Origin of the sequence: Mesorhizobium sp. WSM4904 (assembly GCF_029674545.1) — a bacterium.
Lineage (GTDB): Bacteria > Pseudomonadota > Alphaproteobacteria > Rhizobiales > Rhizobiaceae > Mesorhizobium.
Genome location: NZ_CP121354.1, coordinates 5,046,064 through 5,071,879, shown reverse-complemented (window position 1 = coordinate 5,071,879; position 25,816 = coordinate 5,046,064). Strand labels below are relative to the sequence as shown.

Genomic DNA, 25,816 nt, shown 5'->3' with positions numbered 1-25,816 from the left:
CATGTCCTGGCGGTGGCCATCGTCTCGGCTTCCGATGCGATCGTCACCTTCAACGTCAAGGATTTTCCCAAGCTCGTTCTCGACAGGTACCTACTGGACGTCGTCCATCCTGACGATTTCATTTTCCATCAGTTCGGCATCGACGATGCTGCCGTATTGGTGTCCGTGCAAAGATGCCGCGCACGGCTGAAGAACCCTCCCAGAAGCGCTGCCGAATACCTCGATACATTGGAGAGGCAAGGTCTGCCGAAAACGGTTGGCCATCTGCGCGCCTATGCTGGAGTAATCTAGTCCAGGCAGGAGAGCTTGGCGGCAAGCATTTGTCCTTCCGCGATCACGCAATTTTCCTCGCGACGCGCGAAGCCTATCTTTGACGGTGGCGGTGCCCATTCCGCCTTCGGCCGGTGCCTCAGCTACCCCAACGCCCCCCACCCACTGCGGCGCCGGCCTCATTCTCGGCAAGCTGCCGAAAGCGATGCCTGCCATGCACGGTCTCCAGCCCGGCTCCCCGCAATGAGCGGTGAGCCGGACTGAGGCCAGATACCTCCCATGTTCACCGCTTGCCGCCCGCCGTCTTCGCCGCATCGGCCAGGCGCCGGAGCGAAAGCATCGAGATCGCGCCGATGAGTGGGCCAGGCGCCAGCATGAGGAATGCCCAGCGCCAGCCGAGCAGGTCCGCCGCATGCGGCAGCAGCCAGATCGCCAACATCGTCAGTCCGAAACCCAGCCCAAGTTGCACCGATAGCGCCGTGCCGACGAAACGGCGATCGGCAAGCTCGGTGACCGCGGCCGAGAATTGCGCGGAATCGCCGATCACAGAAATACCCCAGACGACGATCACCAGCCCCAACAGCCAGAGCGGTCCGTCGAAGACGAAGCCGATCGTCAGCGCGCAGAGGCCGGACACCATCATCATGCCGGCGGTGGTGAGGCTGCGCCCGATGCGATCGGAAAGCGCGCCGCCAACCAGGCAGCCGCCGGCGCCGGCGGCGATGGCGAAGAATGTCAGCAGCGAGGCGAGCGCCGGGGAGGGGCGCTGCTGCGCCTCGAGCGCGGCGCGCACATAGGCAATCAGCCAGGCCCACATGGCGTAGAGCTCCCACATGTGGCCGAGATAGCCGATATTGGCCAGCATCAGCGCCCGGTCGCGGAAGATCGCGCCGATCCGGCGCGGCTCGAAGACGGCCTTGCCGAAAGGATACGGCCCTTCACCGGCGAACCAGAACAGCATCGAACCGATCAGGGCGGCCACGGTCGCGCCCAGCACCACGAGCTGCCAGTCGAGCGAGCCGGCGAGCGCCCGGAACAGATGCGGCAGCGAGGAGCCGAGCGTCAGCGCGCCGATCAGCGCGCCGAGAGCCAGCCCTCGGCCGCGCACGAACCACGTGGACACGAGCTTCAAGGCCGGCGGATAGACGCCGGCCAGTGCGATGCCGGTCACGATGCGTGCGGCAACGACGCCGCCCGGCGCCGGCTGCAAGAGGAGCACGGCATTGGCCATCGCCGCCACGAGCGCCGAGATCGCCATCAGCCGGTTGAGCCTGACGATGTCGGGCAAGTTGACCAGGCCGGCGGCCAGCGCGCCGGCGACGAAGCCGATCTGCACGCCGTTGGTCAGCCAGATGTCGATCGGTCCGGACAGGCGCCATGCCGCCTTGAGCTCGGCCGTGATCGCCGTCGCCGAGAACCAGGTGGTCAGCGACAGCACGACGGCCAGGCAAAGCAGTCCGAGCACCCTCCAGCGGCGCATATCCTCGGGAATGTCGGCCGATGCGAGCTCGGTGCGCCGGAGCGTCGTTGCCCATAGTGTCATCGCAAAGGCTCAGCCATTGGCGAGCGGCACGGTGAACACCGTCGCGGTGCCGGTGAGGCAGACGTCGCCCGCCTCGTTGCGCACCGATGTCTCCAGCTTCGTGATCGGCTTGTCGGCGCGCACGTCCTTGACCTCGACGCGGCCGGTGATCAATTCGCCGACGCCGACCGCCTTGACGAATTTCCACGAGACCTCGAGGAACACCGAACCCGGGCCGGGAAGGTCTTCCGCCACCACCGCGTTGAGGATGCCCGAGGTGACGCCGCCCTGAACGATCAGCTTGCCGAACACCGAAGCCTCGGCGAGCCGCTTGTCGTAATGCAGCGGGTTGCGGTCGCCGGTCATGTCGGCGAAGGCGTCGATATCCTCGGGCCGCGTGCGCCGCGAACGCTCGGCGACGGCGCCTACTTGCGGCCTTCCGTTGATGACGCCGATCCAGCCGTCCTTCATCAGATGCACGGTCATGGTCTTGCTCCGGTTCGGTTGCGATGGAGGTTCGAACCCGCCATTGCCTGCGGTTCGTCCTGGTTTGCCGGCGCTCGACAGGTCGCCAGGCCGCTCATGGCGGGCAAGGCGCGATGGACCGGCATTGGCTGTCCGGCCAGCGCCTGGACCTCGGCTTTCAGGACGGCGCTGAAGCGGCGATGCCGCTCGCCGAGATCGGCCAGCGACCAGTCGAAGCCGGCAATGGCGTCCGTGGTGTCGAGGATCTGGTGGGCGAAGCGGTCGCGCTCCTGCTGCCAGGCCGCGAAGGCTGCTTCCGATCCGTCGAGGATCGCCCGCGCAAGGGTCTCGGCATCGCGAAGGGCGTCGGCAATGCCGTGCGAGGTGATCGGGTCGCGGAAGAAGCCGGCGTCGCCGACCAGCGCCCAGCCCGGGCCATGGGCCTGGCGGATGTAGCCCGGTACGCCGCGGAAGGCCTGCAGGCGGACGTCCTTCGGCGCCCGGCTCGCCTGTTCGGCCAGCGCCGGCGAGAGCGCCTCCAGCACCTCCATGCGGGCGCGGCCATGGCCGACGCGGAAGCGCTGGTCGAACATGCGCGTCGGCACCGAGGCGACGATGCAGGCAAACCCGTCATTGGTGGGAATCAGGGAACCGGCGATGCCGTCGCGAAAATACCAATGGTAGCCGGCACCTGGCTCGACGGGCGCGTAGCCATAGACATGGGCGGCCGAAACCGTGCCGCTTCTGAGCATCTGCGCGTCGCAGCATTTGGCCACCAGCGAGCCGATGCCGTCGGCGCCTATGACGATGTCGGCGCTCACCCGCAGGGCGGTGCGGCCGGCGCCGCGGATCTCGACGCCGCGCACGCGCCCGCGCGTGTCGGCAAACAGGTCGCCGACCGCCATGTCGTGCAGGACCTCGGCGCCGGCCTTGCGCGCGGCGTCGACGAGGGCGCGGTCGAGCACGGTGCGCCGCGGCGCGATCAGCCCGGGAAGGTCGGGCCCGGCATTGAGCGGGATGGTGATCTCGTCATCGCCATAGTGGAACGTTGTCGCCTCGATCAGCGGTGTGCCGGCCTTGCGCAGCGGCTGGAGCAGGCCCCAGCGCGACAGCTGCAGCACGGCGGGCCGCATCAGCGCATGCGTCGACAGCGTGTCGGAGCCGTACGACCTGCGCTCGATCGCCAGCACTTTCAGGCCGGCGCGGGCAAGCAGCAGGGCCGTCGAGGCGCCGGCGCAGCGCGCGCCGACGATGATGGCGTCGTAATGGCCGCGCCTGGGCACGGGCGGAAGGGAACGGATCGGGGTTATCGGCATCGACATTGTCCTCAGGCGGCTTGGCGGCCGTTGCGGCCGAGATAGAGGGAGATCTCGGCGGCGATCGCCTGCGCGTCCGCGCCGACGCCGCCGATGAAGTTGGAATCGCGCTTGCGCAGGAAGCGCAAACCGAGCGCGTAGAGGCCGGGAACGCTTGTGACGCCGCCCTGATGCGCGATCTCGCCATCGGCGCCGAGCGCGAGCGGCTCCAGCCAGCCGAAGGAGCGGGAATAGCCGGTCGCCCAGATGATCGTCCGGATCGATCCGTCCGTCAGCGAAAGCCGCTCAGGGCTGGCCGAAGGCACCGTCACCGGTTCGCGCCGGCCTGCTCGCGGATCGCCGGCGAAGCGGTCGATCTCGGCCAGCAAACGGGCCTGTTTCGCCTCCGCCGCCGCAATCTGCGCGGCGAGATCGTCGGCGAAGACGATCTCGCGATCGGCAAGGCCGCGCACCCGCCCGGTCAGCTCGACGCCCAGCGCCTGCAGCGTGGCGAGATCGACATCGGCCTTGTCCGGCCGCCCGGCGAGCTGCAGCGAAGGCTGGCGCCTGGCGCTTTCGGGGTTGGCGAGTGCGTCGAGCGGTTGCGCCATGAAACCCATCCGGCAGAGCCAGAAGAAGATGTCCTTGCCGCGCCAGCGCCTTGGCAGGCGCGTGTGCTTGCCGACGGACAGCGTCACGCGCCGGCCGGCGCGGGCAAGCTCGTCGGCGATCTGCACGCCAGAGGATGACGCGCCGACGATCAGCACCCCGCCAGGGGGCAACTCGCCGGTAGAGCGATACTGCGAAGCGTGGATGGTCAGCGGTCCGCCCCTGGTCTCGGACACAAAGGGGATCGCCGGTCGGTCGCAATGGCCGGTGGCCACCACGACGGCCTTGGCCGACCAGGCGCCGGTGCTGGTGTCGAGCACGAAGCCGCCGCCGATCCGCCTTGACGAAAGAACCTCGACGCAGCATTCGACCGGCGCCTGCCAGCGTCCTGCATAGGCCTCCAGGCTCGCCACGAAGGCGCTTTTGTCCATGAAGCCGTCGGGATCGACGCCTTCATAGGGCGAGCCGGGCAGCGCGTTCAGCCAGTTGGGTGTCAAGAGCCTGAGCGTGCGCCAGCTCTGCGAGCGCCAGCGTTCGCCGATGCGGCCGCGCTCCAGAACGGCATGCTCGATGCCGATCCGGCCGAGGCAATGGCTGAGCGCAAGGCCGGCCTGGCCCGCGCCGACGATGACGACGTCAGCCCGTTTCATGGTTCCTGTCCGTTGGCATTGAGGGAGACGGCCGTGTGCAAACCGTCTCCCCGGCGGGTCATTGGATTGTCGCGATCACTGGATGGTCTTGATCCCGACCGTGACCGGCACGCCCTTGGTCAGCACGTCGTAGACCGCCGAGCGGGCGCGGGCCTGTTCGACGAGCTGGGTCAGCTTCTCGGCCGGCGCGTTGCCTTCGACCTCGAACGATACCTGGATGTTCTGGAAGCCGTTGCGCACCTCGTCGGAGATGCCGAGGATGCCGCGCAGGTCGATGTCGCCGTCGACCGAGCACTTGACCCGGGTGAGCTTGATGCCGCGCGCGGCCGCGATGTTGGCGACGCCCGACATCAGGCAGCTCGCCAGCGCATGCAGCACCCATTCGACCGGGGTCGGCGCATTGTCGGCGCCGCACAGGATCGCCGGATGGTCGCTGTCGGCATAATAGGGCTTCTCGTGCTTCTGCTCCTGGCCGGCGCCGTAGAAGCCGTGCATGACGCTCTTGCTGTGCGTGCCCTCGATCCATTCGTTGTGGGCGCGGAACTGGAACTTCGCCAGCTCCGGCTGGTCCGCCACGAAATTGATCGTCGCGATCAGGTTGGGCGTGTCGACGCCGTTGAGCGGAAGTCGTGCAGGCTTGGTGTTGGGTTGCATCTTTTCTACTCCGAAGGTTGTTTGCGGCTTGGTTGCCGTGACGGCATTCCTTTGGCGGTCGAGCGTTTGAGCGAGAGTGGGTGCGAGCGTGGAATTTTTGATGCGCCCACCGTGGAAATTGCATTGGACGTTTCATTTGGGACGCGCGCCCGCCGCACGATCCCAACGCCGGAGACGCCGGTCGCCAGGGGCATGGCCAAACGCGAAAACCCCGGCGACGCCAGGGTTTTTGAAGAGGGGTTTTGAAGGGCCTTCAAGCATTCCGGCCGCCGAAGCGGCGATGCTTCAGCGGTCCATCCCATCCGTATCGGAGGGCGCAAGGCGCACGCAGGTATAACACTCGATCTGCGAGCGGCTGATGCCGATGTCCTTCAGCAGGAAGTCCGGCATGGCCTGCAGCGCGGCACGTTCATTGCGCATCTTGATGGCGCGATAGGCCAGGCTGAGTGTGCGCCGGGCAAAGCCGGACAGGCTGAAGCCCGCCCGGCCGGTTTCGATGGTGGCTCGATCCAAAGCCGTCATTGTCGTCTCCATTGGTTGCGGGCGCATTCATTCGCGCGGTCGACGGGGACAATGCAGGATGGGCGAGGGAGCCAGCGTTGGAGCCTGCGTCGAAATTGCCGTGGAATCGTTGGGGGCGCGAAGGCGGGCGAGCGCGTAATCTCCCCCCTCGGGGGGGAGATGTCGCCGAAGGCGACAGAGGGGGTCGCCGCGCGTGAGGCGCCAACCTCTTCTTGCTTTCGCAACGCGTCGGCGCTTGATGTGAGACGACCCCCTCTGGCCTGCCGGCCATCTCCCCCTCGAGGGGGGAGATTACTCGCTCGCTCCCCCCTCATTGGACTTGGCCCACTACAACCCCATATTGAATCCAAGGAGCTTTGAGCGTGAGACTCGCGCGGGTGGCCCTTTTGGCAGCGGCCTTCGTGGCTGCCGCGGTCCTTTTCCCCTTCTCCTCGGCCGGAATGGCGGCGGAGAGGGTTGCTCTCAGCATCGCGATCGACGGCGCCATCGGTCCGGCGAGCGCCCGCCAGTTGAAGGAAGCGCTAAAGGCCGCGGCCGAGCGCAACGCCGCGGTTCTCATCCTCCAGCTCGACACGCCGGGCGGCCTGGTCACCTCGATGCGCGAGATGATCGCCGATATCCTGGCCTCTCCCGTTCCCGTCATCGGTTATGTCGCGCCGGCCGGCGGCCACGCGGCGAGCGCCGGAACCTACATCCTCTACGCCACCCATGTCGCCGCGATGGCGCCCGGCACCAATCTGGGCGCGGCGACGCCGGTCGAGATCGGCGGGCTGCCCTCGCTTCCGGGCGGCGAGAAGGACGACAAGGGCACCGGCCAGCCATCCGGCGACCCGATGATGGCCAAGGTGACCAATGACGCGGTGGCGCTGATCCGCTCGCTCGCCGAGCTGCGCAACCGCAACGGCGACTGGGGCGAGAAGGCCGTGCGCCAGGCGGCGAGCCTTTCGGCGAGCGCCGCGCTGCAGGAACATGTCATCGACTTCGTCGCCCGCGACACGACCGAGCTCTTGCAGCTCGCCGACGGTCGCACCGTCGAGGTGGCCGGCAAGAAGCAGGTGCTGGCGACGAAGGGGCTGGCCGTCGAGGTCCTGGATCCAGGCTGGTTCATCCGGCTTCTCGCCGTCATCACCGATCCGAACGTCGCCGTCATCCTGATGCTGCTCGGCTTCTATGGTCTGGTCTTCGAGGTGACGAGCCCCGGCGCGGTGGCGCCCGGCGTCATCGGCGCCACCTGCCTCGTGCTCGCCCTCTACGCGCTCGATCTCTTGCCGATCAACTATGCCGGGCTCGCCCTGATGCTGCTCGGCGTCGGCTTCCTCATCGTCGAGGCTTTCAATCCGACGGTGGTGCTCGGGGTCGGAGGCGCGGCCGCCTTCCTGCTCGGCGCGGCCATGCTGCTCAAGGTCGAGGGGCCGGGCTTCGCCATATCCTGGGCGATCATCGGCCCCGCCGCCGCGCTGACGCTCGGGCTCGCGCTGCTGGCCGGCAGCTATCTCTGGTCAGCCCGCCGCAATCCGCCCCGTATCGGCGGCGAGGCGATGCGCGGCCTGCCCGTGCAGATTCTCGACTGGGAAGGCGGCGAGGGCCATGTGCTGGCGCTCGGCGAACGCTGGCAGGCGAAAGCCGACGAGCCGATCGCGCCGGGAGATCGCGCGGAGGTGACTGGCGTCAGCGATCTCGTGCTGACGGTGCGGCGGCGTGGTGCAGGAAGCAACGGGCCGGGAAACGACGGAGCAAAACAATGACAGTCGGTTATGTCGCCTATCTGATCCTCGCGCTACTGGTGATCATGTTCCTGTCGGCGGCCATCCGCATCCTCAGGGAATACGAGCGCGGCGTGGTCTTCACGCTTGGCCGCTTCACCGGCGTCAAGGGACCGGGCCTCATCATCCTCGTTCCCTTCATCCAGCAGATGGTCAGGGTGGACCTGCGCGTGGTCGTGCAGGACGTGCCGCCGCAGGACGTCATCTCGCGCGACAACGTCTCGGTGAAGGTCAACGCGGTGCTCTATTTCCGCATCGTCGACGCCGAGCGGGCGATCATCCAGGTCGAGGATTTCATGACCGCCACCAACCAGCTTGCCCAGACCACGCTGCGCTCGGTGCTCGGCAAGCACGAGCTCGACGAGATGCTGGCCGAGCGCGACAGGCTCAACAGCGACATCCAGGAGATCCTCGACCAGCGCACCGACGCCTGGGGCATCAAGGTCTCCAATGTCGAGATCAAGCATGTCGACTTGAACGAGAGCATGATCCGCGCCATCGCCAAGCAGGCCGAGGCGGAACGGCTGCGGCGCGCCAAGGTGATCAACGCCGACGGCGAGCAGCAGGCCGCGGCGAAGCTGGTCGAGGCCGGCAAGATGCTGGCCGAGGAGCCGCAGGCCATGCAGCTGCGCTATTTCGAGGCCCTGCACGACATCGCCGGCGAACGCTCCTCCACGGTGGTCTTCCCGCTGCCGGTGGATTTGCTGCGGCAGTTCCTGAAGCCGGGGGAGGGAGCGGGTAATCTCCCCCTCAAGGAGGGAGATTAATCCGCCTCGCCGCCTGAACCTTTCCCGCACTCGGCCAGCACCTTGCCGATCGCGGCGCCGGAGCCTTTCAGCGGAAAGCTCGCCGCGCCGTATTTGCCGGCGGCAACCGTCACCTCCCCCTTGCCGCGCAGCAGGGCGAGCAGCGGATCGGAAGGACCGGAGAGTTCCGCCGTGAAATAATTGTACATTGCCTCGAGATCGAGCTTCTTGGTCAGGCTCTTGCCGCCGGCCTTGAACGTGAAATCCGCGCTGATGCCAGGCTCGAGCTGCCCGCCTGCGGCGCCGAGATCATAGCTCAGCACCGGCTTGCCGAAGCAGGCCAGCATCAGATGCGCATCGCCCTTCGATCCGCCGCAGACAGAGGCCATCAGCACACTGCCGCCTTCGTCCTCCTCCATCTTGGCGGACCAGGCGCAGGATGCGGCATGGGCGGGGAGGGTGGTGAGTAGCGCCAGGATGACGGTTGCCAATACGCTTTTCATGATGCTTTCCCCGTGGTGGCCGGATCATATTGGAGTTGGCGAAGGCGGGCGAGTGGCTAATCTCCCCTTCAAGCGAGGAGATCGGCACCTTTGCACTGCCGCCAGGGCGGTTCTGGCGAAAATCGCTTGCCGATCCAGTCGGCGAAGGCGCGGGTCTTGGCGGCTTGGCCCTTGGCTGAGGGCATGACGACATAGACCGCGCCCTCGTCGGCCAGCGTCCAGTCCTCCAGGATCGGCACCAACCGCCCGTCGGCGAGCTCGCGTCCGACCAGCCAGTCGGTGCTCATCATCAGGCCGACGCCTTGCACGGCGGCCTCGACCAGCACCTCGGCGTCGTCGCTGGTGAGCGGTCCCGAAACCTCGACGCGCACGCGTCGGCCCTCGCGGTCGGTCATCTCCCAGGCCGGAAAGGTCTGGAAGCCGGTGAAGCCGAGGCAGGAATGTTCGAGCAGCGCCTGCGGCGTTTCCGGCCGGCCCCTTCGCGCAAGGTAGGAGGGCGCGGCGCAGAGCAGCCGGCGCCGCGTCGCCACCTTGCGCGCCACCAGGCGCGAATCCTCGAGGCTGCCCAGCCGGACGGCGACGTCGAAATTCTCGGCGACGAGATCGGCGAAACGGTTGGAGAATTCGGCTTCGATCCGCACATCCGGGAACTCGGCGAGGAACTGTGGCAGGAACGGCCCGACCCACATGCGCCCGAAGGTGCCGGGCAGCGCCAGCCGCAGCAACCCGCGCGGCCGGCCGCCGGCATGGGCGGAGGCGGCGGCTTCCGCCTCGTCGACCGAGGCGAGGACGGCGCGCACGCGCACCAGGAATTCCGCGCCCGCCTCGGTCAGCGAGACGCTGCGCGTCGTGCGGTGGAGCAGCCGGACCCCAAGCCGCTCCTCCAGCGACTGCAGGCGGCGCGACAGGATGGTGGCGTCGCGTCCGACCCGCGCCGCTGCCCTGGTGAAGGAGCGCGCCTCGGCGACGGCGGCGAAAGCCGCCATCTCGGCAAGAGCGGAGGGCTCATGGGATTGCTGCATGATTTGCAATACTCAAATGCAAAGCTCGGCAATTATCGAGGAATAGCGCAGCAGATAGGTTCACTCAACCCGTCAATCGACCACCCACGGAGTGAACCCATGAAAGCCATCGAACTCAACCAGCCCAGACTTGACGCCTTCCGTGCCGCCAGCGTCGCCACGCCCGAACCGCAACGCGGCGAGGTGCTGATCCGCCAGCGCGCGGCGAGCCTGAATTTCGTCGATGTCGCTGTGGCGAGCGGCAACTATCCCGGACCGGTTTTCCCGCTCATACCCGTCGCCGACGGCGCCGGCGAGATCGTCGCGCTCGGCGAGGGTGTGACAAGGTTCGCCATCGGCGACCGCGTCGTCGCTCACGCCAAGCCGCGCTGGATCGGCGGCCGGCCGCGTCCTTACGAGATGACGCAGATGCGCGGCATCTCGCTGCCCGGATCGCTCGCCGAATATGTGGCGCTGCCGGCCAATTCGATCGTGCCGGTGCCGGCGCATCTTTCCTTCGAGGCGGCCTCGACGCTCCCCATCGCCGGCACCACCGCCTGGAACGCGATCCGAGCCGCCGGCGTCGGGCCGGGCTCGGTCGTCGTGCTGCTCGGCACCGGCGGCGTCTCGATCTTCACGCTTCAGCTTGCCAAGGCGGCCGGCGCCACCGTGATCATCACCTCGTCTTCGGACGAGAAGCTGGAGCGGGCCAAGGCGCTCGGCGCCGATCATCTCATCAACTACCGCGCGACACCGGATTGGGACGGCAAGGTGCTGGAGTTGACCGATGGCCTCGGCGCCGACCTCGTCGTCGAGACCGGCGGCACCGCAACCTTCGCGCGCGCCGTCAACGCCACCGCGCCCGGCGGCACGCTGTTCACCATCGGCTTCGTCACCGGCGCCGAGGCCTCCGTCAACCTGCTGCCGATCATCATCAAGGCGCTGAAAGTGGTGGGCAACAACACCGGATCGGTATCCGACCTGCGCGACGCCGCCCGGGCCATCGCCGCCGCCCGGATCGAGCCGGTCGTCGACAAGGTGTTTTCACAGAACGAGGCGACGGAGGCCTACACCCACATGGCCGCCGGCGGCCTGCATTTCGGCAAATTGGTGTTCGGGCTGGATTGGTAGGAAGGGCACCGTCGGAGATTGGCGAAAGCGCACGAGCGAGTAATCTCCCCCCTCGTGGGGGAGATGTCCGGCAGGACAGAGGGGGGCGCTGTCCCGCCGAGCTCTCAGCCGATCATTTGCGCCGCTCGCAAATTACGGTTGCCGGAGAAGCTGCGTTCCTTCGCGCCCCCCTCTGGCCTACCGGCCATCTCCCCCACAAGGGGGGAGGTCGGCAGCGTTAGCGCCGGCGCCCAACTTCCACCCTCAGATCAACTTCTCCAGCGTGATCGGCAGATCACGCACCCGCTTCCCCGTCGCGTGGAACACCGCGTTGGCGATCGCGGGCGCCACGCCGACGATGCCGAGTTCCCCCACGCCCTTGCCGCCGAGGGCGGAGGAGTGCGGGTCGGGGATGCCGACCGAGATGGTCTGGATATCCGGAATGTCGGCATTGGTCGGCAGCATGTAGTCGGCGAGGTTGCCGTTGACGATGCGGCCGTGGCGGCGGTCGACGATGCCTTCTTCGAGCAGCGCCTGGCCGATGCCCATGATGATGCCGCCCTTCCACTGGCTCTCCGCCAGCTTCGGGTTGTAGAGCCGGCCGGAATCCAGCGCCGACACCACGCGCGACACGCGCACCGTGCCGAAATCCTCGTCGACGCGCACCTCGACGAAATGCGCGCACCAGGAATGGCGCGAATAGTCGCCTTCGGTGTGCGGCAGCGCCATGGCAATTGTCGTGTAGTTGTTGTAGCGCTGTTCCGGCGTGAAGCTGGCTGGAACGGTGTCGCCCTTGGCCTCGATCCGCTCGCGGCCGACGGCCGACAGGAATTCGGCGATCGACAGCTCCGGCCCATCGCCGCGAGGCGAGGCGATGCGGCCGTCCCGCACCGCCAGCGTGTTCGCCTGCAGCCCATGGAAGGGCGAGCGCGGATCGGAGAGCGCCAGGCCGATCATCTCGTCGAGCGCCTGGCCGGCCGCCTTGTAGACGGCGCCGGTCATGACGCCGGCAAGCCGTGACCCGCCGGTGACGCCGGCCCGCGCAAGGCGCGAGTCGCCGAGCTTCACCGAAACCTGCTCCACCGGCACGCCGAGCGTCTCGGCGGCGGTCTGCGCCAGGATCGTGTAGGTGCCCTGGCCCATGTCGATGGAGGAGCTTTCGACCTCGACCGAACCGTCGGTGAGTATCTTCACCACCGCCTCGCCGTGCGCGCGCCGCACCGGGTAGGTGCCGGCCGCCACGCCCCAGCCGATGAGCTGGTGGCCGTCGCGCATCGAGCGCGGCGCGGGTGAACGCTTCGCCCAGCCGAAGGCTTCCGCGCCGACGGCGAAGGCTTCGCGCAATTGCCTCGTCGACCACGCCTTCTTCGCGTGCGGATCCTGTTCGGCGTAGTTGATCAGCCGCATCTCCAGCGGATCGATGCCGAGCTCGTATGCAAGCTCGTCGATGGCGCATTCGATGCCGAAGGCGCTCGGGTTCTCGCCTGGCGCGCGTTTTGCCCCCGGCACCACCGTGTTCACGCGCACCACATTCTGCTTCGAGGAGAAATTGGGCGTGGCGTACATGATCGAGGTGACCGAGCCGAGCGGCTCGACCCACATGCCGTCGACGGCCGTCTCGTTGACGCCGCGATGCACGATCGACTGGATGCGGCCTTGCTTGTCGGCGCCTATCGCCACGGTCTGTCGCGTCGCGGCGCGGCCGCCATAGGAGGTGAAATTCTGCGGGCGGTTGAGCACCAGCTTCACCGGCCTTCCCAGCATCCTTGCCGCCGCGGCGGCCACCGCGCTGTGCGCGAGCGCCAGGGCCTTCGAGCCGAAGCCGCCACCGATATAGGGCGAGATCAGCCGCACATTCTCGAACGACACGCCGAACCATTCGGCATAGGTGCGCGCCATGCCGTCCAGCCACTGGCTCGGCTCCCAGATGGTGAGCTCGTCGCCTTCCCAGCGCGCGATCAGCCCATGCGGCTCCATCGCCGCCTGGAACTCGCGCGGCGTGTTGTAGGCGGCGCAGACGCGCACCGGCGCTTCGGCGAAGGCGGCTTCGGCGTCGCCCCATTCCTTGGTCATGGCGTCGATCGGGATGCCGTCGCCGGCCTTGCCGTCGCTCAAGTCGACGATGGCCGAAATCTCGTCATACCAGACCTTGACCAGCGCGGCCGCCGCCACCGCCTGCTCGAATGTCTCGGCCACCACGGCCGCGATATGCTGGCCGGAAAACGTGACCTCGCGGGCGAGGGGGCAATAGGTCGGTTGCGATGGCGGGTTGCCGAACCAGTCGGAAGCGCCCTTCAGCTCCATGATGGTGTCGGGCGTCAGCACGGCGAGCACGCCAGGCGCCGTCTCCGCGGCGCGCGTGTCGATCGCAGTGACCTTGCCGGCGGCAATCGTCGCGCCGACCAGCACCGCATGCGTCAGCCCTTCGAGCTGCTGCTCGACGGCGTAGTGGGCGGCGCCGGTGATCTTGGCCGGGCCGTCGACGCGCGACAGGCGCCCGCCGACCGCTTCGAGCCGCGCGCTGTCCGACGCCGCGTGTTTCATGTCGTGAACGGTCATGCCGTCTCTCCCAATTTGAGGATGGCGCGCGCGATCACGCGCGGCGCGAGCGCTATTTTGTAGTGGTTGGCGCCATGGTCGACGGCGCCCTCCATGGCGTGCTCGCTCATCTTGCGCACGGTCGCTTCGTCGAGCGGCTTGCCCTTCAGCGCCTCTTCGACGGCGCGCACCCGCCACGGCTTGGTCGCGACGCCGCCGAGCGCGACGCGGATGTCGCGGATGGTGCGGCCGTCGGCTTCGAGTTCCAGCCCGACGGCAGCGCTTGCCGCCGCGAATTCATAGGACTGGCGATCGCGCACCTTGATGTAGGTCGAGCGCCTGGCTGCGGCCGAGCCTGGGATCTCTATTGCCGTGATCACCTCGCCGGGACGGATGTCGTGCTCTCGCTCGGCGGTGGCGCCGGGGGCGAGGAAGAAGTCCTCGACCTTCAGCTTCCGCTCGCCGAGATCGACCTCGGCGTCGAAGGCGACGAGCGCGATGGCGAGGTCGCCCGGATAGGTGGCGATGCAGGATTCGCTCACGCCGAGCACCGCATGGCCGCGCGTCACGCCGCCGATCGCCGAGCAGCCGCTGCCCGGTGCGCGCTTGTTGCAGGCCGGGAAGTTTTGCGGATCGCGGAAATAGGGGCAGCGCGTGCGCTGCATCAGGTTGCCGCCGATGGTCGCCATGTTGCGAAGCTGCGCGGAGGCCGCCTGCCAGAGCGCTTCCGACACGGCCGGAAAGTGACTCTTCACTTGCGGATGGTCGGCGACATGGCTCATCTTCGCCAGCGCGCCGATCACCGCGCGTTCGGCGCTGACGTCGATGGCGTTCAGCCCCTCGATATGGCTGATGTCGATGACGGTCGAGGGTTCGGCGACGCCGCATTTGGCGAGGTCGACCAGCGTCGTGCCGCCGGCAAGCAGCATTGCGCCGGGCAGCGCCGCGGCGTTGCGCGCGGCCTCGACGCTGTCGGCGCGAAGGTAGGAGAAATCTCTCATGAGCGGAGCTCCCTGGCTGCCTGGCGAACGGCGGCGACGATGTGCGGATAGGCGCCGCAGCGGCATAGGTTGCCGGCCATATATTCGCGGATTTCCTCGTCGGAGCCGGCATGGCCCTCGCGGATGCAGGCCACCGCCGACATGATCTGTCCCGGCGTGCAATAGCCGCACTGGAAGGCGTCCTGCTCGAGGAAGGCGGCCTGCACGGCGTTGAGCGTGCCGTCCGCGTCGGCCAGCCCTTCGATGGTGGTGATCGAGCGTCCCTCGACTTGTGCTGCCAAGGTCAGGCAGGCCAACACCCTTTGGCCGTCGACATGGACGGTGCAGGCGCCGCACTGGCCCTGGTCACAGCCTTTCTTGGTGCCGGTGAGGGAGAGCCGGTCGCGCAACGCGTCGAGCAGCGTGACGCGCGGCTCGACGTCGAGCGTACGGGTCTCGCCATTGATGGTGAGATGGATGGAAAGCGTGGTCGGACTGGGCCGTGCGGTTGAGCCGTTCCTGAAATGGCCGTCTTCGGGAGGATCGATGATGGTTTGGCTGGTCATGAGGCGTCGGGCTCCAATTGCTGGACGCTAGGCGGATGGAAATGGGGCTTGGGCGGGATGGGGCAAGGGCGGTGATTGTGCCGGCGGCGAAGCTGCCAATTTCCCCCTTGCGGGGGAGATGCCCGGTCCACCATCCGCAACTGCCGCGGAGGACGAGCAGGGCAGAGCGGGTGCTGTCCCGCCAACCTCTCCATTCGTCATCCTCGGGCTTGACCCAGGGCTTGACCCGAGGATCCATGCCGTGACGATCGCGAAGGAATGCGGCGCATCAGAATTCTGCACTGCCGCTGTGCTCGCAGGTAACGGCATGGATCCTAGGGTCTGCGCCGCGTCGCTTCGCTCCTTGCTCCGCCCTAGGATGACGACCTCACGTGCGAACGCCCCTATTCTCCGGCGGGCAGGGGAAGTTCTGGTCTTCAATGTCTCAACACGTGACATACCGCTTCCCCTAATTATATGATAAAGGTGCTCCACTAAAACGGAGGTGCCTCCGTTTATTTACGTGGGGACTGGGCCGTTTTGGTTCAACCCCCATATTGCGAGAGTGGAGAAAAAAGTGGCCGACCAGCCGCCGGAGACTGACGAGAAGCCTGAAAGCTCGGCGCCGAAGCCGCTGCGCGCCGATGCGCAGCGCAACCGCGACAAGCTGGTCGAGGTGGCGGCGCAGGCTTTCGCTAAGGACGGCGTCGATGCTTCGCTGGAGGAGATCGCGAAGCGGGCAGGGGTCGGCATCGGCACGCTCTACCGGCATTTCCCGACGCGCGAGCATCTGGTCGAGGTGGTCTACCGCCGCGAGGTGGAAGGTCTCTGCCAGGCGGCCGACGAACTCGCCCGCGATCATCCGGCCGATGTCGCGCTGGAGCTTTGGATGCAGCGCTTCGTCGACTACATCGCCACCAAGCGAGGGCTCGCCACAAGCCTGCGAGTCCTGCTGACCACCAACTCGACGCTGTTCTCGGATACGTCGGGCCGCGTCTCAGGCGCCATGCGAGCCCTGGTCGAGGCGGCCGCCGCGTCGGGAAAAATCCGCGCCGATGTCGACGCTTCCGATGTGATGCATGCGCTCGGCGGCATCTACTCCGCCCCCAACACCCCCGACTGGCGCGAGCGGTCGGGAAGGCTGGTGAAGCTCTTGATGGATGGGTTGAGGTTCGGGGCGAGGGGGTGAGGCTTCCCTTCTCCCGCAAAGGGGAGAAGGGAAGAACCCTCAATGCTTGTTGTTGCCAAACCGCGCGACCGCCTCGATCAGCAATCGGCTTTCGACGGGCTTCGACAGTCTCGGCGAATCCTGGAACCGATCGGGAAAGATCGTGGCGCTGTCATAGCCGGTGAGGAAGACAAAAGGCACGTCGCGGGCCGCGAGATGCTCGGCGATCGGGAAGCTGCGTTCGCCATGCAGGTTGACGTCGAGCACCGCCCCGTCCAGCTCGACGCCGTCGATCTGCTCGAGCGCCTCTTGGACGGAGGGCGCGGGTCCGACGACATCGCAGCCCGCATCGGTCAATTCGTCGGAAAGATCGAGCGCGACCAGGAAAGTATCCTCGACGACGAGGATCCTCAGGCCGGATAGTGGGGCGCTCTTGTTCATGCGTGGCTGGGCAACAGCTCGAAGGCTTCCGTCTCGGGCAGAGGAATTTCAAGCAGGCACTCCAGGCCGGTGGGCCTGAAGTTCAACGCTACCCTCCCTGCCAGCTCGTACTCTAAACTCTGCTGGATGAAAGTTGTTCCGAAATTCATGCGCGACGGCTCTTCCACGGCCGGGCCACCGGTTTCCTTCCAACTGATCGACAACGTGCCGGGCTTCACCACGTCCCAGGAGACTTCGACGCGGCCGGTGTCGACGGAAAGCGCTCCGTATTTGGCGGCGTTGCTGGCAAGCTCGAAGAACACCATGCCGAGCGTCGCCGCCGTTGCTGCGTCGAGAAGGAACGGCCGGCCCCGGATAACGAGGGCCTGGCCTTCCCGGCTGCCGAAAGGAGAAAACGTCGCCCTGAGCAACTGCTCGAGGTCGGTGTTGCCCCAATTGTAGGATGACAGCACCTCATGCGTGCGCGCCATCGCGTGCAATCGCTCGTGGAACGAGGTCGAGAATTCGCCTATCGAGCTTGATGAGCGGATCATGCGCGAGGCCAACGCGGTGATCGTGGCGAGGATGTTCTTCACGCGGTGCTGCAATTCATGCACCAGCCTTTCCTTGCTGCGCTCCGCCTCCTTGTGGTCCGATATGTCGACCAGGGTCGAGATTGCGCCGCGAACTTTGCCGGACTCGTCGAACAGCGGATTGGCCGATATCGCCACGTCGATGCTGCTGCCGTCCGCCCGCGCGATTCTCGCCTCGTAGGCGCGGATCGGCTTGCCCGTTCGCATCGCCTTCTGCAGGGGCTGGTCCTCCGTTTCCACAGCGGCGCCGTTCGACATCAGCGACAGGGCCGGTAGCTTGCCATCCGTGGCGGGCATGCCGGAGAGCTCCATGGCGCGACGGTTGGCGCGAATCGTGCCATTGGCTTGTTCGGCGATGATGATGCCCACCGGCACCAGGTCGAGCAGCGTCTCCAGGCTCTCGACGCGGTTGCGCAGGTCGTGCGAAAGCGCGCCGATCCTTTCTTCCGCCTGCGCGATCTTGGTGACGTCGACAAAAGTGACGACCACGCCGGCGATGACATTGTCGACCGTCCGATAGGGCAGCACCCGCATCATGTAGCGCTTGCCGTTGTCGACGCCTCCGATCTGCCGCTCGATCGTACCGAGCCTGTGCAGCACCTGCTCCATGTCGGTCTGCAGACCGTCGGCGGGGAAGCGCGGGCGCACATGCGCGAGCGGCCGCCCTACATCGCTCTCGACCAGCCTGAACAGGTCGCGCGCCGTCGGCGTGAAGTTCTTGATGCAGAGCTCGCGGTCGAGGAACACGGTCGCGATCTGCGTGCTTTCGAGCAGGTTCGCCATGTCGTTGTTGGCGCGGCTGAGCTCGTCGACGCGGATGTTGAGCTCGGCATTGACGGTCTGCAGTTCCTCGTTGATCGACTGCAGTTCCTCCTTGGAGGTCTCCAGCTCCTCGTTGGAGGATTGCAGTTCCTCGTTGATCGAGGACAGTTCCTCATTGGAGGACTTCAGCTCCTCGTTGGAGGATTCGAGCTCCTCCGTGGTGATCTGCAGCCGCTCCCTGGTTTCCCTCAGCTCCTTTTCGAGCTGGCTGACATTGGCGCTTTCGACATCGTCGGTCGGGTGGACCGGTTCGTCCTCGGCCTCCGGCTTGATGCCGCCCACATCCCTGAAGACCAACATGTAGAGTGGGTCGGACGAGCCGTCGGGTGGCAGCGGCTGCACGGCCAGGCTGATCGTCTGGCGCCCGCCATTGGTGCCGATGCTGATCTTGTTCTGGACCGCCGCCTGCCCGGTGCTGACCGCCTTGTGGAGCGCCGCCCGCAAATCCATGCGAAGCCCGCGGCGCGCCATCGAAAACACGTTGTGGTCGGGGGCGCCGGCGGCGAGCTCCAGATATTTGCCCGTGCCTGCCGAGCTGTGCAGCAGTTCGCCGTCGGCGTTGATGACCACGTAGACCGGCGAATAGCGCTCGACGAGGACCCGCTCCGCGACTTCCCGCAGGGTTGTCGCCGTCGTCCCCCGGCGCGCGATCGGGGGCGCCTGCCTGGCCGCCGCCAGCGGGAATTCCGGCAGCCGCTGCATGGCGACCCCGCTTCGCTTCTGGAAGATGCGGCTCGCCTTGTCGGTGGTCGAGAACAGGCGTCCGTGGCGGGTGACGTTCTCCGAGGAGCCGAGAAAGAGATAGCCGTTGTTGCGCAGCGCGTAGTGGAAGATCGGGACGATCTTCTCCTGCAGTTCCGGTCCCATGTAGATCAGCAGGTTGCGGCAGGCGATCAGGTCGAGCTTGGAAAAGGGCGGATCGCGCAACAGATTGTGCGCCGAGAACAGGCAGATCTCGCGCAAATCGGCGGAAACGCGATAGGTGCCGTCCTCGCGCGAGAAGAATTCCTTGAGGCGCTTGGGCGTCACATCGGTCGCGATCGTCGCCGGATAGCGGCCGGCGCGGGCTACTTCCAGGGCGCGCTCGTCGATGTCGGTGGCGAAGATCTGCAGGTTGGGCGAGGCAGCGCCCCGCGGCGCGCTCTCCTTCAAGAGCATGGCGATCGAATAGGCTTCCTCGCCGGTGGCGCATCCCGGCACCCAGACCCTGATCGTCTCGTCCGACTTGCGGTCCTCGAAAAGCTTGGGGATGACGAAGCGTTCCAGCGCTTCGAAGGCGTGCGGGTCGCGGAAGAAGCTGGTCACGCCGATCAGAAGGTCCTGGAACAGAAGGTCGACCTGCTGCGGCTCGTCGCGCAGCCGCTCGTAGAAGGCGGTCGGATCGTCGATCTGCAGCACCTGCATGCGGCGCTGGATGCGCCGCAGGATGGTGTTGTCCTTGTAGCCGCTGAAATCGTGGCCGGTGCGCACGCGAAGCAGCGCCGCGATGCGCGAAAGCTGTTCGGCCACCTCGCGCTTGCGGCGGTCGCGCTCGCTTTCCATGCGTTTGGCTTGGCTGAAATAGCCGACCAGCTTGGCGGCCATCTCTTCCGCGGGAAGCACCATGTCGATCATGCCGCTCTGGACGGCGCTTCGCATCATGCCATCATATTCGGCGCCTTCCTGCGCCAGCGTCAGCCCGCCGCGCTCCTTGATTGCCCTCAGCCCGATCGTGCCGTCGCTCCCGGTGCCGGAAAGAATGATCCCGGCCGTATTCTCTGCCTGGTCGTGCGCCAGCGAGGCGAAGAAATCGTCGATCGGCGTTCGTCTGGCGCGCATGGTGGTCATCTTGGCCACGTGAAAACGCCGACCCTCGACTGTCACCGAGACGCCCGGCGGGGTGACGTAGATGTGGTCGGGTTCGAACTCCAGCCCCTCGGCCGCGGTCTTCGTTTCGATCGTGGTGCAGCGCTGGATGATGCTTGCGAGCACGCTTTCGTGCTCGGCGTCGAGATGCTGGATCACCACATAGGCAAAGCCGCTGTCAGCTGGAACTTCCGGAAAGAATCTCTGCAGCGCCCCGATGCCACCAGCCGACGCGCCGATGCCGACGACAGGGAAGGGCGCGGGCTGTTTCTCGGCTTCGCGTGAACTAGCCTTTGCCTTCCTTGTGGTTGCTTTCCTCGTCGACCGAGCCATTGCCTGTTACCTGAACCCGTCTGCTTTCGAGGATGCTGCCGATGAGGGCCGCATCCGCTTCGTACTCCATGGCTCGCCTGCCGAGTTCGGCGGCGAGTTCGGAGCGATCCATCGTCCTCTCCCGCTCGGCCATGCGCCGGGCAAACGCTGCCCGCTGCTGATGCGATCGCAGCAGGCTCCACAATATCTCGTCCGCCTCGATCGCTTGCGCCTCCATCATCGCGTCGGCGGTAAAAGCATGGCCGGTATGACACCGATAGCGCAGCATGTCACCGTCTTCGACCTCCCACAACGGCCCGTGGCATTCCGGGCATGTAAAGACCGAGAGTTCGCCTAATCGAGCTTCATTTTCCATGGTCGAATGCTCCTGCGCGGCGATGGCCGCTTCCAGTCTCACAGTCGGTGGCGCACGCAAGGTTTCGCCGGCCGGCTCGGCGGCCAGTCGCGCCAGCAAGCCGCCGAGCTTCGCCGCCGGCAGGCAATGGTCGATCTCGACGTAGTGCAGCGCGCTTTCCACCATGGAAGGCACCAGCGTGTCCTTCGGGTGCTGGACGACCGCCAGGCCGCCGACAGCCTTGATCGCCCTCAGGCCGGCGGTGCCGTCGGAAAGCGAGCCCGAAAGCAGCACGCCGATGACGCTCGCACCGTAGCTCAGCGCCGCCGAGCGGAACAAAGGGTCGATCGCCGGCCGGGCGAGGTTCTCGCGCGGTCCGCGTCGCAGCATCATGTGATCGCCATGCAGGAGAAGATGGAAGCCGGGCGGCGCGACATAGATGTTGCCGGCCTTGAACCCCGCGCCGTTCCTGGCCACCGAGGTTTTGAGGGTTGCCACGCGGGCGAGGATTCCCGGCAGGTAGCTGACCTGACCGACATGCAGCACGACGAACACGGCTGCCGGCAGATCGGCGGGCAGGTCGCTCACGATCTGCTTCAGCGGCTCCACCCCGCCGGCTGACGCCCCGATGACGATGATGAAGCGATTGCGGGCCACTCCTTGCGGCGAGCTTGTCTCGCGGGCGGGTGAGATTCGGTTTCGATCGTCGGCCATGGAATGGGCTCGTGGTCTTACCCCCAAACCACAATGGGCAAAGGCGGGACTATGTTCCATGGCCGGGCGCGGGGCTTGAGAGCAGCAGGTGTGGCGCTGGAAGATGGGGAGATTGGCAGCTTCGACGTCATCGACTCGCATTCATGGAAGCGCAGCCTAGATAGAGCGGGGCCAACCCCACCGTGCAGAAGGACATCCACATGCCTGAACAGCTGACATTGAACGACGGCGCCACCATTCCCCAGATCGGGCTCGGCGTGTGGCAGGTCGATCCGGATATCACGTCACAAGTCGTGCGCTGGGGGATCGAGGCCGGCTACCGCCTCATCGATACCGCCGAGGGCTACCGCAACGAGGAAGGCGTGGGCGAGGCGATCCGCTCTGCCGGCGTGCCGAGGAACGAGCTGTTCATCACCTCAAAGCTTCGCAACGGCGGCCATCGGCGCGATGCGGCGCTCCGCTCTTTCGACGACACGATGCGAAAGCTCGGCATCGACCAGATCGACCTCTTCCTGATCCACTGGCCGGTGCCCAGCCAGAACCAATATGTCGAGGCCTGGAAGGCGCTGGTCGAGCTCAGAGAAGCCGGCCGCATCAGATCGGTCGGCGTGTCGAACTTCAACCAGGACCATCTGGAGCGCATCATCGGCGAGACCGGCGTGACGCCGGCGGTCAACCAGATCGAATTGCACCCGCGCTTCCAGCAGCGCGGCAAGCGCGAGTTCCACAAGAAGCACGACATCCGCATCGAAAGCTGGAGCCCGCTGGGCAGCGGCCGGCTGCTCGCCGACCCGACGCTTGAAGGGATCGCGAAGAAGCACGGCAAGTCGGTGGCGCAGGTCATCATCCGCTGGCATCTGCAGCAAGGGCTGGTCGTCATCCCAAAGTCGATCCACCAGGACCGCATCGCCGCCAATTTCGACGTCTTCGATTTCGAGCTGGATGACAACGACATGCAGACCGTCCGCGGCATGGACTCCGCGGACGGCCGGACGGGGCCGGACCCTGCCACGGCGGCGTTCTTGTTCTGAAGTTTCGGCCAAAAACAGAATCGACTTTTCGCGTTGCAGTGTCTGCGGTAGAGTATTTGCTGACTTTGATGGGGAGCATCTACGATGACGCAAAAGTTTTGTATTTCGCGCCGCAGCACAATAAAGTTGGGAACTGCGGCAGCGCTAGTAGCTCCCGTACTCGTGGGCAGCATCCGCCCCTCGTGGGCCATCCCCGACGATGTGGGGATTGAGCCTGGCACGTCTCTGACTAAGGATGGACGAGTGCCGACAGTTGGGGAATTCATTGATGAATACAAAAAGACGGGCAGGGAAGCTCCTTACCTTGCCGAAGTGCAGGTAGCTAAAGAGATACTAGCGAAGGCGCCGTCGAAAACGACACCGTTCGAGGTTGCGAACTTTTTCTTCGAGGTTGGCCAAGGGAGATACGGCGACAATTGGGTGAACTATGTCAAGGAATGGCCCGTACGCGCCAATCCGGTTATTGTTTCTTTTTTTGATGCCACGACAACAAGAAAGCCGGCCGGTGATACGACGGCGTGGTGTGCCGCGTTCGTTAATTGGTGCATTCAGCAAGGGGCGAAAGGTCGTGACACGACCGGATTTGCAGGGCCAACCAAAAGTGCTGCCTCTTCTTCTTTTCGCAGCAATTGGGGAAGGAAATTGGGCGAAGATGAGAAACCTAGCGTCGGGGATTTGGTCGTCTTTAAGTTAAAAAGCGATGCGTCTCATGGCCACGTTGCATTTTTTGTGTCTGATGCAGGCAAGGGGCGTATTTACATCCTTGGCGGCAACCAAGGGGCGCTCGCGCATGACAATAATGGCGAAGTCAATATAAAGAGCGTGGAGACCGATAGCAGTTATTGGCAAGTAGTTGGGTACTTCACCGCACTAGAACTCCGCGGGTGAGCGCGCAATGCACTATCCTACGAAGCGGGTACTAGCGGCAACGGTTGTCATCCTATTGTCCATCGTGACCGTCGTTGGCGAATGCTGCCTCGCAGTAGCTGACGACCTGTCCTACTACGTGTTCCGTGTGAAAACGCCAGACGGCAATGGCAAGCCTCTGAAAGACGTGGGCTATGCCTCCTTGATCGACAAGCGCGGTATATTCATTACTGCACGCCACGTAGTCGATGAGGCGGGTTCTGATATCCGTCTGGTTTCAAAATCCGGCAAGGAGGTGATGCCAGCGGTCATTTATGCTCCTAAGGACAACTCACGCAGTGGCATGAGCGATTGGGCACTGCTTCTTGCGTCCCGGACAGGTGTAGCTGCAGGATTGCGCGTTGACGCCGATCAGGGATCAGACCCCGCGCTGCTGCAGCAGGCGCAAGGGATTAGAAACGGTTACGACAAGACGTCGGCGGTTCTTTCTGCTCAAACTTTGGACAAAACCGAATCTCGAGCAGAATCTGCGAGTAAGGAAAGTGACCGGATAGCGGCGCTTGGCGAGTGCCCGGAACGCGCTCACGCAGCTATTTTGGTTGACTACACGTATGGCGACAGTGGTTCGGCCCTGATCGCTCAGAATGGCTCTGTCGTCGGAATTGCCACCGAATTCAGATACGCGGATTCGGCGATCGCTGAAGCGAGCGCTAAGGCATTCCTGCCCCTTCTGCGAGCCGAGCAGGCAAAGAAGCCTGGCAATGGCGATCTCTCGGACTCGGTGCAGAACTTGGAAAAGTGGCTTGCCAAAGCCGAGAAAGATCGAACCCAACGCGACGCTTTGTCCGATGTGCTCGCAAAGAGTGGCGCGATCATTGTCATACCGATCAGTTGCATGCTGCGCGAATTCTCAGTCGAGGCAGTATTCCACGATGCCGGCGGAATCGACAAATTGCGACAGAGTGATGTGGTCCAGGGTATCTCGGAACTCGATGAACTCAACGACACTGTCTCAAAGGCGATGCAGGGCGCCGACTTCGTCGATATCCTTCAGTTCTTTAAAGTTGCTGTTCCAAAATTCAAGGATCATTTCTGGAGCAGGCGTGAGGAGCGAGATCTCTTCAGCTTAATTGTTACAGAGAGCGCGAGGTCAGCTGGTATCTGGAAGATAATGAATGCGATCACCGACGAAGTGCTCGCAGATACTATTGTCAATAAGCCGACCGCAAAGAACGATCCGGAGATTCCAATAAATATCATCACGGGCATAGATTCTGCCGAATTCGGAAAATTTCTACTTCGTCCTTCCTCGCCTGACAATTCGAGTGAAAAGCTTCCAGGTTGGTGGCCAAGTCAAGATGCCTTGGCTATCAAAACGTCGCTAGATCACGGTCGTTATTTTGCTGCGCGCGCGAAGGCCGCAGGATCGGCCAATCCGATTCTCGCCAACGCTGCCAACAAGTTGGCTATCGTCAACTATGCTTTCGCGACAAGCGCCAAGGACTTTAGCAGCTTTGATGCTCGGGGACAGGTGTATGCCGAAGCGCTCAACGTCGTCCAATCTCTACCCGATCGCGATAGCGAACTGGCGTCGAGCGTGGAGACCAGGCTGGCGTTGCTTTCCACGTTGAATGATCCGGACAACCTGTTCGCCTGGACAACAGCCGCCAAGACATTTGCCGATCGCAAAGACTGGGTCAATGCCTGGTGGGTCACCAGCGCGGGTGCGGCAAGCAACTGTCCGGAAAGGAAATGCAGCGAAAAGGGTGAGGGACTACGCATCGCCCTCAAACAGCTATGCCGTGAATACTTCAATCAGCTGGTTTCGACGAAAGGCCTTTCGCAAGTTGGTCAAAAAGAAGCCTCGACGCTGAATGGCAAGTCCGGTGAAATCGTCAATGGGGATGCTTTTGCGCAGCTTACCAGCGATCTGGGCATAGCAAATGCCGCCAGGGTCTACCTCCCGGGTGATGGCTGTGCGCCCGTGCCCGTTTATGGTGGAAACGAAATCGCCGCCAGTAAGATCGAGCCAGGCTTAACGCAAGCTTTTCTTGGCAGCACCGAACAGAATGAAGTTAAGGATTTCTCAAAGACGTGGACCGGCATTCAGACATTTGCTGAAGGTCAGCATGACGCAGTTGGGTTTGGCGAGATTGGCTGGGCCGTTCCACCTTCGTTGTACGACGCCGGGCCATAGCGCCATCGTGCCCGCCTTGGAAGTCCAGCCACCTCTGGTCACGCTCCACATCACCGTAGTGGAAAGATTCCAAAGCCGACCTTCCTCGAAATAGCCCGCAGCGCCGGCGTCGGCACGGCGACGGTCGAGCGCGTGCTGGGCGGAGTACGCCCCGAGACCTTCGAGAAGGTGGTCGCCACCGCGCGCTCTATGATCCGCGCCGGCTGCCGGGAGGCGCATCGCGGCATCATCCGCATCGAAGATGCGGCCCCATCATCGGACTCCGCCCCGGCCATGGTTTCCGGCAATTCTTTCGTTTAGCCGCCGCTAATTCAACCGC

Annotated in this window: 23 protein-coding genes and 1 pseudogene; 10 read left to right on the top strand and 14 right to left on the bottom strand. The window is 65.0% G+C overall.

Annotation, left to right across the window (positions count from 1 at the left end; genetic code table 11):
* Positions 1–12: 12 nt before the first annotated feature.
* A complete protein-coding gene (locus tag QAZ47_RS24445; RefSeq protein ID WP_278231043.1) occupies positions 13–291 on the top strand; it encodes a hypothetical protein in 279 nt (92 codons plus the stop codon).
* Between the two features lie 262 nt (positions 292–553).
* Here the strand turns inward: QAZ47_RS24445 and QAZ47_RS24440 are convergent, their stop codons facing one another.
* The 5 genes from QAZ47_RS24440 to QAZ47_RS24420 form a co-directional block, all read right to left on the bottom strand.
* A complete protein-coding gene (locus QAZ47_RS24440) occupies positions 554–1,813 on the bottom strand; it encodes an MFS transporter (RefSeq protein ID WP_278231042.1) in 1,260 nt (419 codons plus the stop codon).
* 9 nt (positions 1,814–1,822) lie between these two features.
* Positions 1,823–2,278: a MaoC family dehydratase gene (locus QAZ47_RS24435; protein WP_278231041.1), complete on the bottom strand. Its 456-nt coding sequence runs from the start codon at positions 2,276–2,278 to the stop codon at positions 1,823–1,825.
* Complete coding sequence (locus tag QAZ47_RS24430) at positions 2,275–3,573, bottom strand: FAD-dependent monooxygenase (protein WP_278231040.1); 1,299 nt, start codon at positions 3,571–3,573, stop codon at positions 2,275–2,277. The genes QAZ47_RS24435 and QAZ47_RS24430 overlap by 4 nt, the downstream gene beginning before the upstream one ends.
* Positions 3,574–3,584: 11 nt before the next feature.
* Positions 3,585–4,811, bottom strand: a complete 1,227-nt coding sequence (locus QAZ47_RS24425; protein ID WP_278231039.1) for an NAD(P)/FAD-dependent oxidoreductase — start codon at positions 4,809–4,811, stop codon at positions 3,585–3,587.
* Between the two features lie 75 nt (positions 4,812–4,886).
* Positions 4,887–5,465 (bottom strand): OsmC family protein, encoded by a 579-nt coding sequence (locus tag QAZ47_RS24420; RefSeq protein WP_278203327.1) that lies wholly within the window; start codon positions 5,463–5,465, stop codon positions 4,887–4,889.
* Here QAZ47_RS24420 and QAZ47_RS24415 point away from each other — a divergent pair.
* On the top strand, positions 5,460–5,711 hold the full coding sequence (locus QAZ47_RS24415) for a hypothetical protein (RefSeq protein ID WP_278231038.1): 252 nt from the start codon (positions 5,460–5,462) through the stop codon (positions 5,709–5,711). The genes QAZ47_RS24420 and QAZ47_RS24415 overlap by 6 nt on opposite strands.
* A gap of 39 nt (positions 5,712–5,750) precedes the next feature.
* On the opposite strand, the gene QAZ47_RS24410 is transcribed toward QAZ47_RS24415, so the two are convergent.
* The gene (locus QAZ47_RS24410; protein ID WP_278231037.1) at positions 5,751–5,987 is read right to left on the bottom strand and encodes a DUF1127 domain-containing protein; all 237 of its coding nucleotides are present in this window, start codon (positions 5,985–5,987) and stop codon (positions 5,751–5,753) included.
* A 362-nt stretch (positions 5,988–6,349) separates the two neighbouring features.
* Here QAZ47_RS24410 and QAZ47_RS24405 point away from each other — a divergent pair, with 362 nt between their 5' ends.
* Positions 6,350–7,732: a nodulation protein NfeD gene (locus QAZ47_RS24405; protein WP_278231036.1), complete on the top strand. Its 1,383-nt coding sequence runs from the start codon at positions 6,350–6,352 to the stop codon at positions 7,730–7,732.
* Positions 7,729–8,517: a slipin family protein gene (locus QAZ47_RS24400; protein WP_278203323.1), complete on the top strand. Its 789-nt coding sequence runs from the start codon at positions 7,729–7,731 to the stop codon at positions 8,515–8,517. The genes QAZ47_RS24405 and QAZ47_RS24400 overlap by 4 nt, the downstream gene beginning before the upstream one ends.
* Here QAZ47_RS24400 and QAZ47_RS24395 read toward each other — a convergent pair.
* Complete coding sequence (locus tag QAZ47_RS24395; protein WP_278231035.1) at positions 8,514–8,999, bottom strand: hypothetical protein; 486 nt, start codon at positions 8,997–8,999, stop codon at positions 8,514–8,516. The two genes, QAZ47_RS24400 and QAZ47_RS24395, sit on opposite strands and share 4 nt — an antisense overlap.
* A 68-nt stretch (positions 9,000–9,067) precedes the next feature.
* Positions 9,068–10,021: a LysR family transcriptional regulator gene (locus QAZ47_RS24390; protein ID WP_278231034.1), complete on the bottom strand. Its 954-nt coding sequence runs from the start codon at positions 10,019–10,021 to the stop codon at positions 9,068–9,070.
* Between the two features lie 99 nt (positions 10,022–10,120).
* Here QAZ47_RS24390 and QAZ47_RS24385 point away from each other — a divergent pair, with 99 nt between their 5' ends.
* On the top strand, positions 10,121–11,131 hold the full coding sequence (locus QAZ47_RS24385; protein WP_278231033.1) for an NAD(P)-dependent alcohol dehydrogenase: 1,011 nt from the start codon (positions 10,121–10,123) through the stop codon (positions 11,129–11,131).
* Between the two features lie 243 nt (positions 11,132–11,374).
* Here the strand turns inward: QAZ47_RS24385 and QAZ47_RS24380 are convergent, their stop codons facing one another.
* From QAZ47_RS24380 to QAZ47_RS24370, 3 genes are read right to left on the bottom strand one after another with little or no spacing between them, the layout of a single operon-like run.
* Complete coding sequence (locus QAZ47_RS24380; RefSeq protein ID WP_278231032.1) at positions 11,375–13,669, bottom strand: xanthine dehydrogenase family protein molybdopterin-binding subunit; 2,295 nt, start codon at positions 13,667–13,669, stop codon at positions 11,375–11,377.
* The gene (locus QAZ47_RS24375) at positions 13,666–14,649 is read right to left on the bottom strand and encodes a xanthine dehydrogenase family protein subunit M (protein ID WP_278231031.1); all 984 of its coding nucleotides are present in this window, start codon (positions 14,647–14,649) and stop codon (positions 13,666–13,668) included. The genes QAZ47_RS24380 and QAZ47_RS24375 overlap by 4 nt, the downstream gene beginning before the upstream one ends.
* The gene (locus tag QAZ47_RS24370) at positions 14,646–15,194 is read right to left on the bottom strand and encodes a (2Fe-2S)-binding protein (protein ID WP_278231030.1); all 549 of its coding nucleotides are present in this window, start codon (positions 15,192–15,194) and stop codon (positions 14,646–14,648) included. Before QAZ47_RS24370 ends, QAZ47_RS24375 begins: the two co-directional genes overlap by 4 nt.
* 556 nt (positions 15,195–15,750) lie before the next feature.
* Between QAZ47_RS24370 and QAZ47_RS24365 the strand changes: the two genes are divergently transcribed.
* Positions 15,751–16,362 carry a TetR/AcrR family transcriptional regulator gene (locus QAZ47_RS24365; protein WP_278203316.1) on the top strand — a complete coding sequence of 204 codons (612 nt, stop codon included), beginning with the start codon at positions 15,751–15,753 and terminating at the stop codon, positions 16,360–16,362.
* 39 nt (positions 16,363–16,401) lie between these two features.
* On the opposite strand, the gene QAZ47_RS24360 is transcribed toward QAZ47_RS24365, so the two are convergent.
* From QAZ47_RS24360 to QAZ47_RS24350, 3 genes are read right to left on the bottom strand one after another with little or no spacing between them, the layout of a single operon-like run.
* A complete protein-coding gene (locus tag QAZ47_RS24360; RefSeq protein ID WP_278203315.1) occupies positions 16,402–16,782 on the bottom strand; it encodes a response regulator in 381 nt (126 codons plus the stop codon).
* The gene (locus QAZ47_RS24355; protein ID WP_278231029.1) at positions 16,779–20,354 is read right to left on the bottom strand and encodes a CheR family methyltransferase; all 3,576 of its coding nucleotides are present in this window, start codon (positions 20,352–20,354) and stop codon (positions 16,779–16,781) included. Before QAZ47_RS24355 ends, QAZ47_RS24360 begins: the two co-directional genes overlap by 4 nt.
* Positions 20,308–21,402 carry a chemotaxis protein CheB gene (locus QAZ47_RS24350; RefSeq protein ID WP_278231028.1) on the bottom strand — a complete coding sequence of 365 codons (1,095 nt, stop codon included), beginning with the start codon at positions 21,400–21,402 and terminating at the stop codon, positions 20,308–20,310. Before QAZ47_RS24350 ends, QAZ47_RS24355 begins: the two co-directional genes overlap by 47 nt.
* 200 nt (positions 21,403–21,602) lie before the next feature.
* Here QAZ47_RS24350 and QAZ47_RS24345 point away from each other — a divergent pair, with 200 nt between their 5' ends.
* From QAZ47_RS24345 to QAZ47_RS32150, 4 genes and pseudogenes are all read left to right on the top strand, one after another.
* Positions 21,603–22,433 carry an aldo/keto reductase gene (locus tag QAZ47_RS24345; RefSeq protein WP_278231027.1) on the top strand — a complete coding sequence of 277 codons (831 nt, stop codon included), beginning with the start codon at positions 21,603–21,605 and terminating at the stop codon, positions 22,431–22,433.
* Between the two features lie 243 nt (positions 22,434–22,676).
* A complete protein-coding gene (locus QAZ47_RS24340) occupies positions 22,677–23,321 on the top strand; it encodes a CHAP domain-containing protein (protein WP_278231026.1) in 645 nt (214 codons plus the stop codon).
* Positions 23,322–23,328: 7 nt separating this feature from the next.
* On the top strand, positions 23,329–25,497 hold the full coding sequence (locus QAZ47_RS24335) for a serine protease (protein WP_278231024.1): 2,169 nt from the start codon (positions 23,329–23,331) through the stop codon (positions 25,495–25,497).
* Positions 25,498–25,563: 66 nt separating this feature from the next.
* Positions 25,564–25,737, top strand: a pseudogene (locus QAZ47_RS32150) (LacI family transcriptional regulator); the annotation flags it as partial.
* Positions 25,738–25,816 lie beyond the last annotated feature (79 nt).

Bases quoted from the DNA above. Each gene is read 5' to 3' on its own strand.
- QAZ47_RS24440 (WP_278231042.1), bottom strand. From the start codon at position 1,813: ATGACACTATGGGCAACGACGCTCCGGCGCACCGAGCTCGCATCGGCC.
- QAZ47_RS24435 (WP_278231041.1), bottom strand. From the start codon at position 2,278: ATGACCGTGCATCTGATGAAGGACGGCTGGATCGGCGTCATCAACGGA.
- QAZ47_RS24430 (WP_278231040.1), bottom strand. From the start codon at position 3,573: ATGCCGATAACCCCGATCCGTTCCCTTCCGCCCGTGCCCAGGCGCGGC.
- QAZ47_RS24425 (WP_278231039.1), bottom strand. From the start codon at position 4,811: ATGAAACGGGCTGACGTCGTCATCGTCGGCGCGGGCCAGGCCGGCCTT.
- QAZ47_RS24420 (WP_278203327.1), bottom strand. From the start codon at position 5,465: ATGCAACCCAACACCAAGCCTGCACGACTTCCGCTCAACGGCGTCGAC.
- QAZ47_RS24410 (WP_278231037.1), bottom strand. From the start codon at position 5,987: ATGACGGCTTTGGATCGAGCCACCATCGAAACCGGCCGGGCGGGCTTC.
- QAZ47_RS24400 (WP_278203323.1), top strand. From the start codon at position 7,729: ATGACAGTCGGTTATGTCGCCTATCTGATCCTCGCGCTACTGGTGATC.
- QAZ47_RS24395 (WP_278231035.1), bottom strand. From the start codon at position 8,999: ATGAAAAGCGTATTGGCAACCGTCATCCTGGCGCTACTCACCACCCTC.
- QAZ47_RS24390 (WP_278231034.1), bottom strand. From the start codon at position 10,021: ATGCAGCAATCCCATGAGCCCTCCGCTCTTGCCGAGATGGCGGCTTTC.
- QAZ47_RS24385 (WP_278231033.1), top strand. From the start codon at position 10,121: ATGAAAGCCATCGAACTCAACCAGCCCAGACTTGACGCCTTCCGTGCC.
- QAZ47_RS24380 (WP_278231032.1), bottom strand. From the start codon at position 13,669: ATGACCGTTCACGACATGAAACACGCGGCGTCGGACAGCGCGCGGCTC.
- QAZ47_RS24375 (WP_278231031.1), bottom strand. From the start codon at position 14,649: ATGAGAGATTTCTCCTACCTTCGCGCCGACAGCGTCGAGGCCGCGCGC.
- QAZ47_RS24370 (WP_278231030.1), bottom strand. From the start codon at position 15,194: ATGACCAGCCAAACCATCATCGATCCTCCCGAAGACGGCCATTTCAGG.
- QAZ47_RS24360 (WP_278203315.1), bottom strand. From the start codon at position 16,782: ATGAACAAGAGCGCCCCACTATCCGGCCTGAGGATCCTCGTCGTCGAG.
- QAZ47_RS24355 (WP_278231029.1), bottom strand. From the start codon at position 20,354: ATGGCTCGGTCGACGAGGAAAGCAACCACAAGGAAGGCAAAGGCTAGT.
- QAZ47_RS24350 (WP_278231028.1), bottom strand. From the start codon at position 21,402: ATGGCCGACGATCGAAACCGAATCTCACCCGCCCGCGAGACAAGCTCG.
- QAZ47_RS24345 (WP_278231027.1), top strand. From the start codon at position 21,603: ATGCCTGAACAGCTGACATTGAACGACGGCGCCACCATTCCCCAGATC.
- QAZ47_RS24335 (WP_278231024.1), top strand. From the start codon at position 23,329: ATGCACTATCCTACGAAGCGGGTACTAGCGGCAACGGTTGTCATCCTA.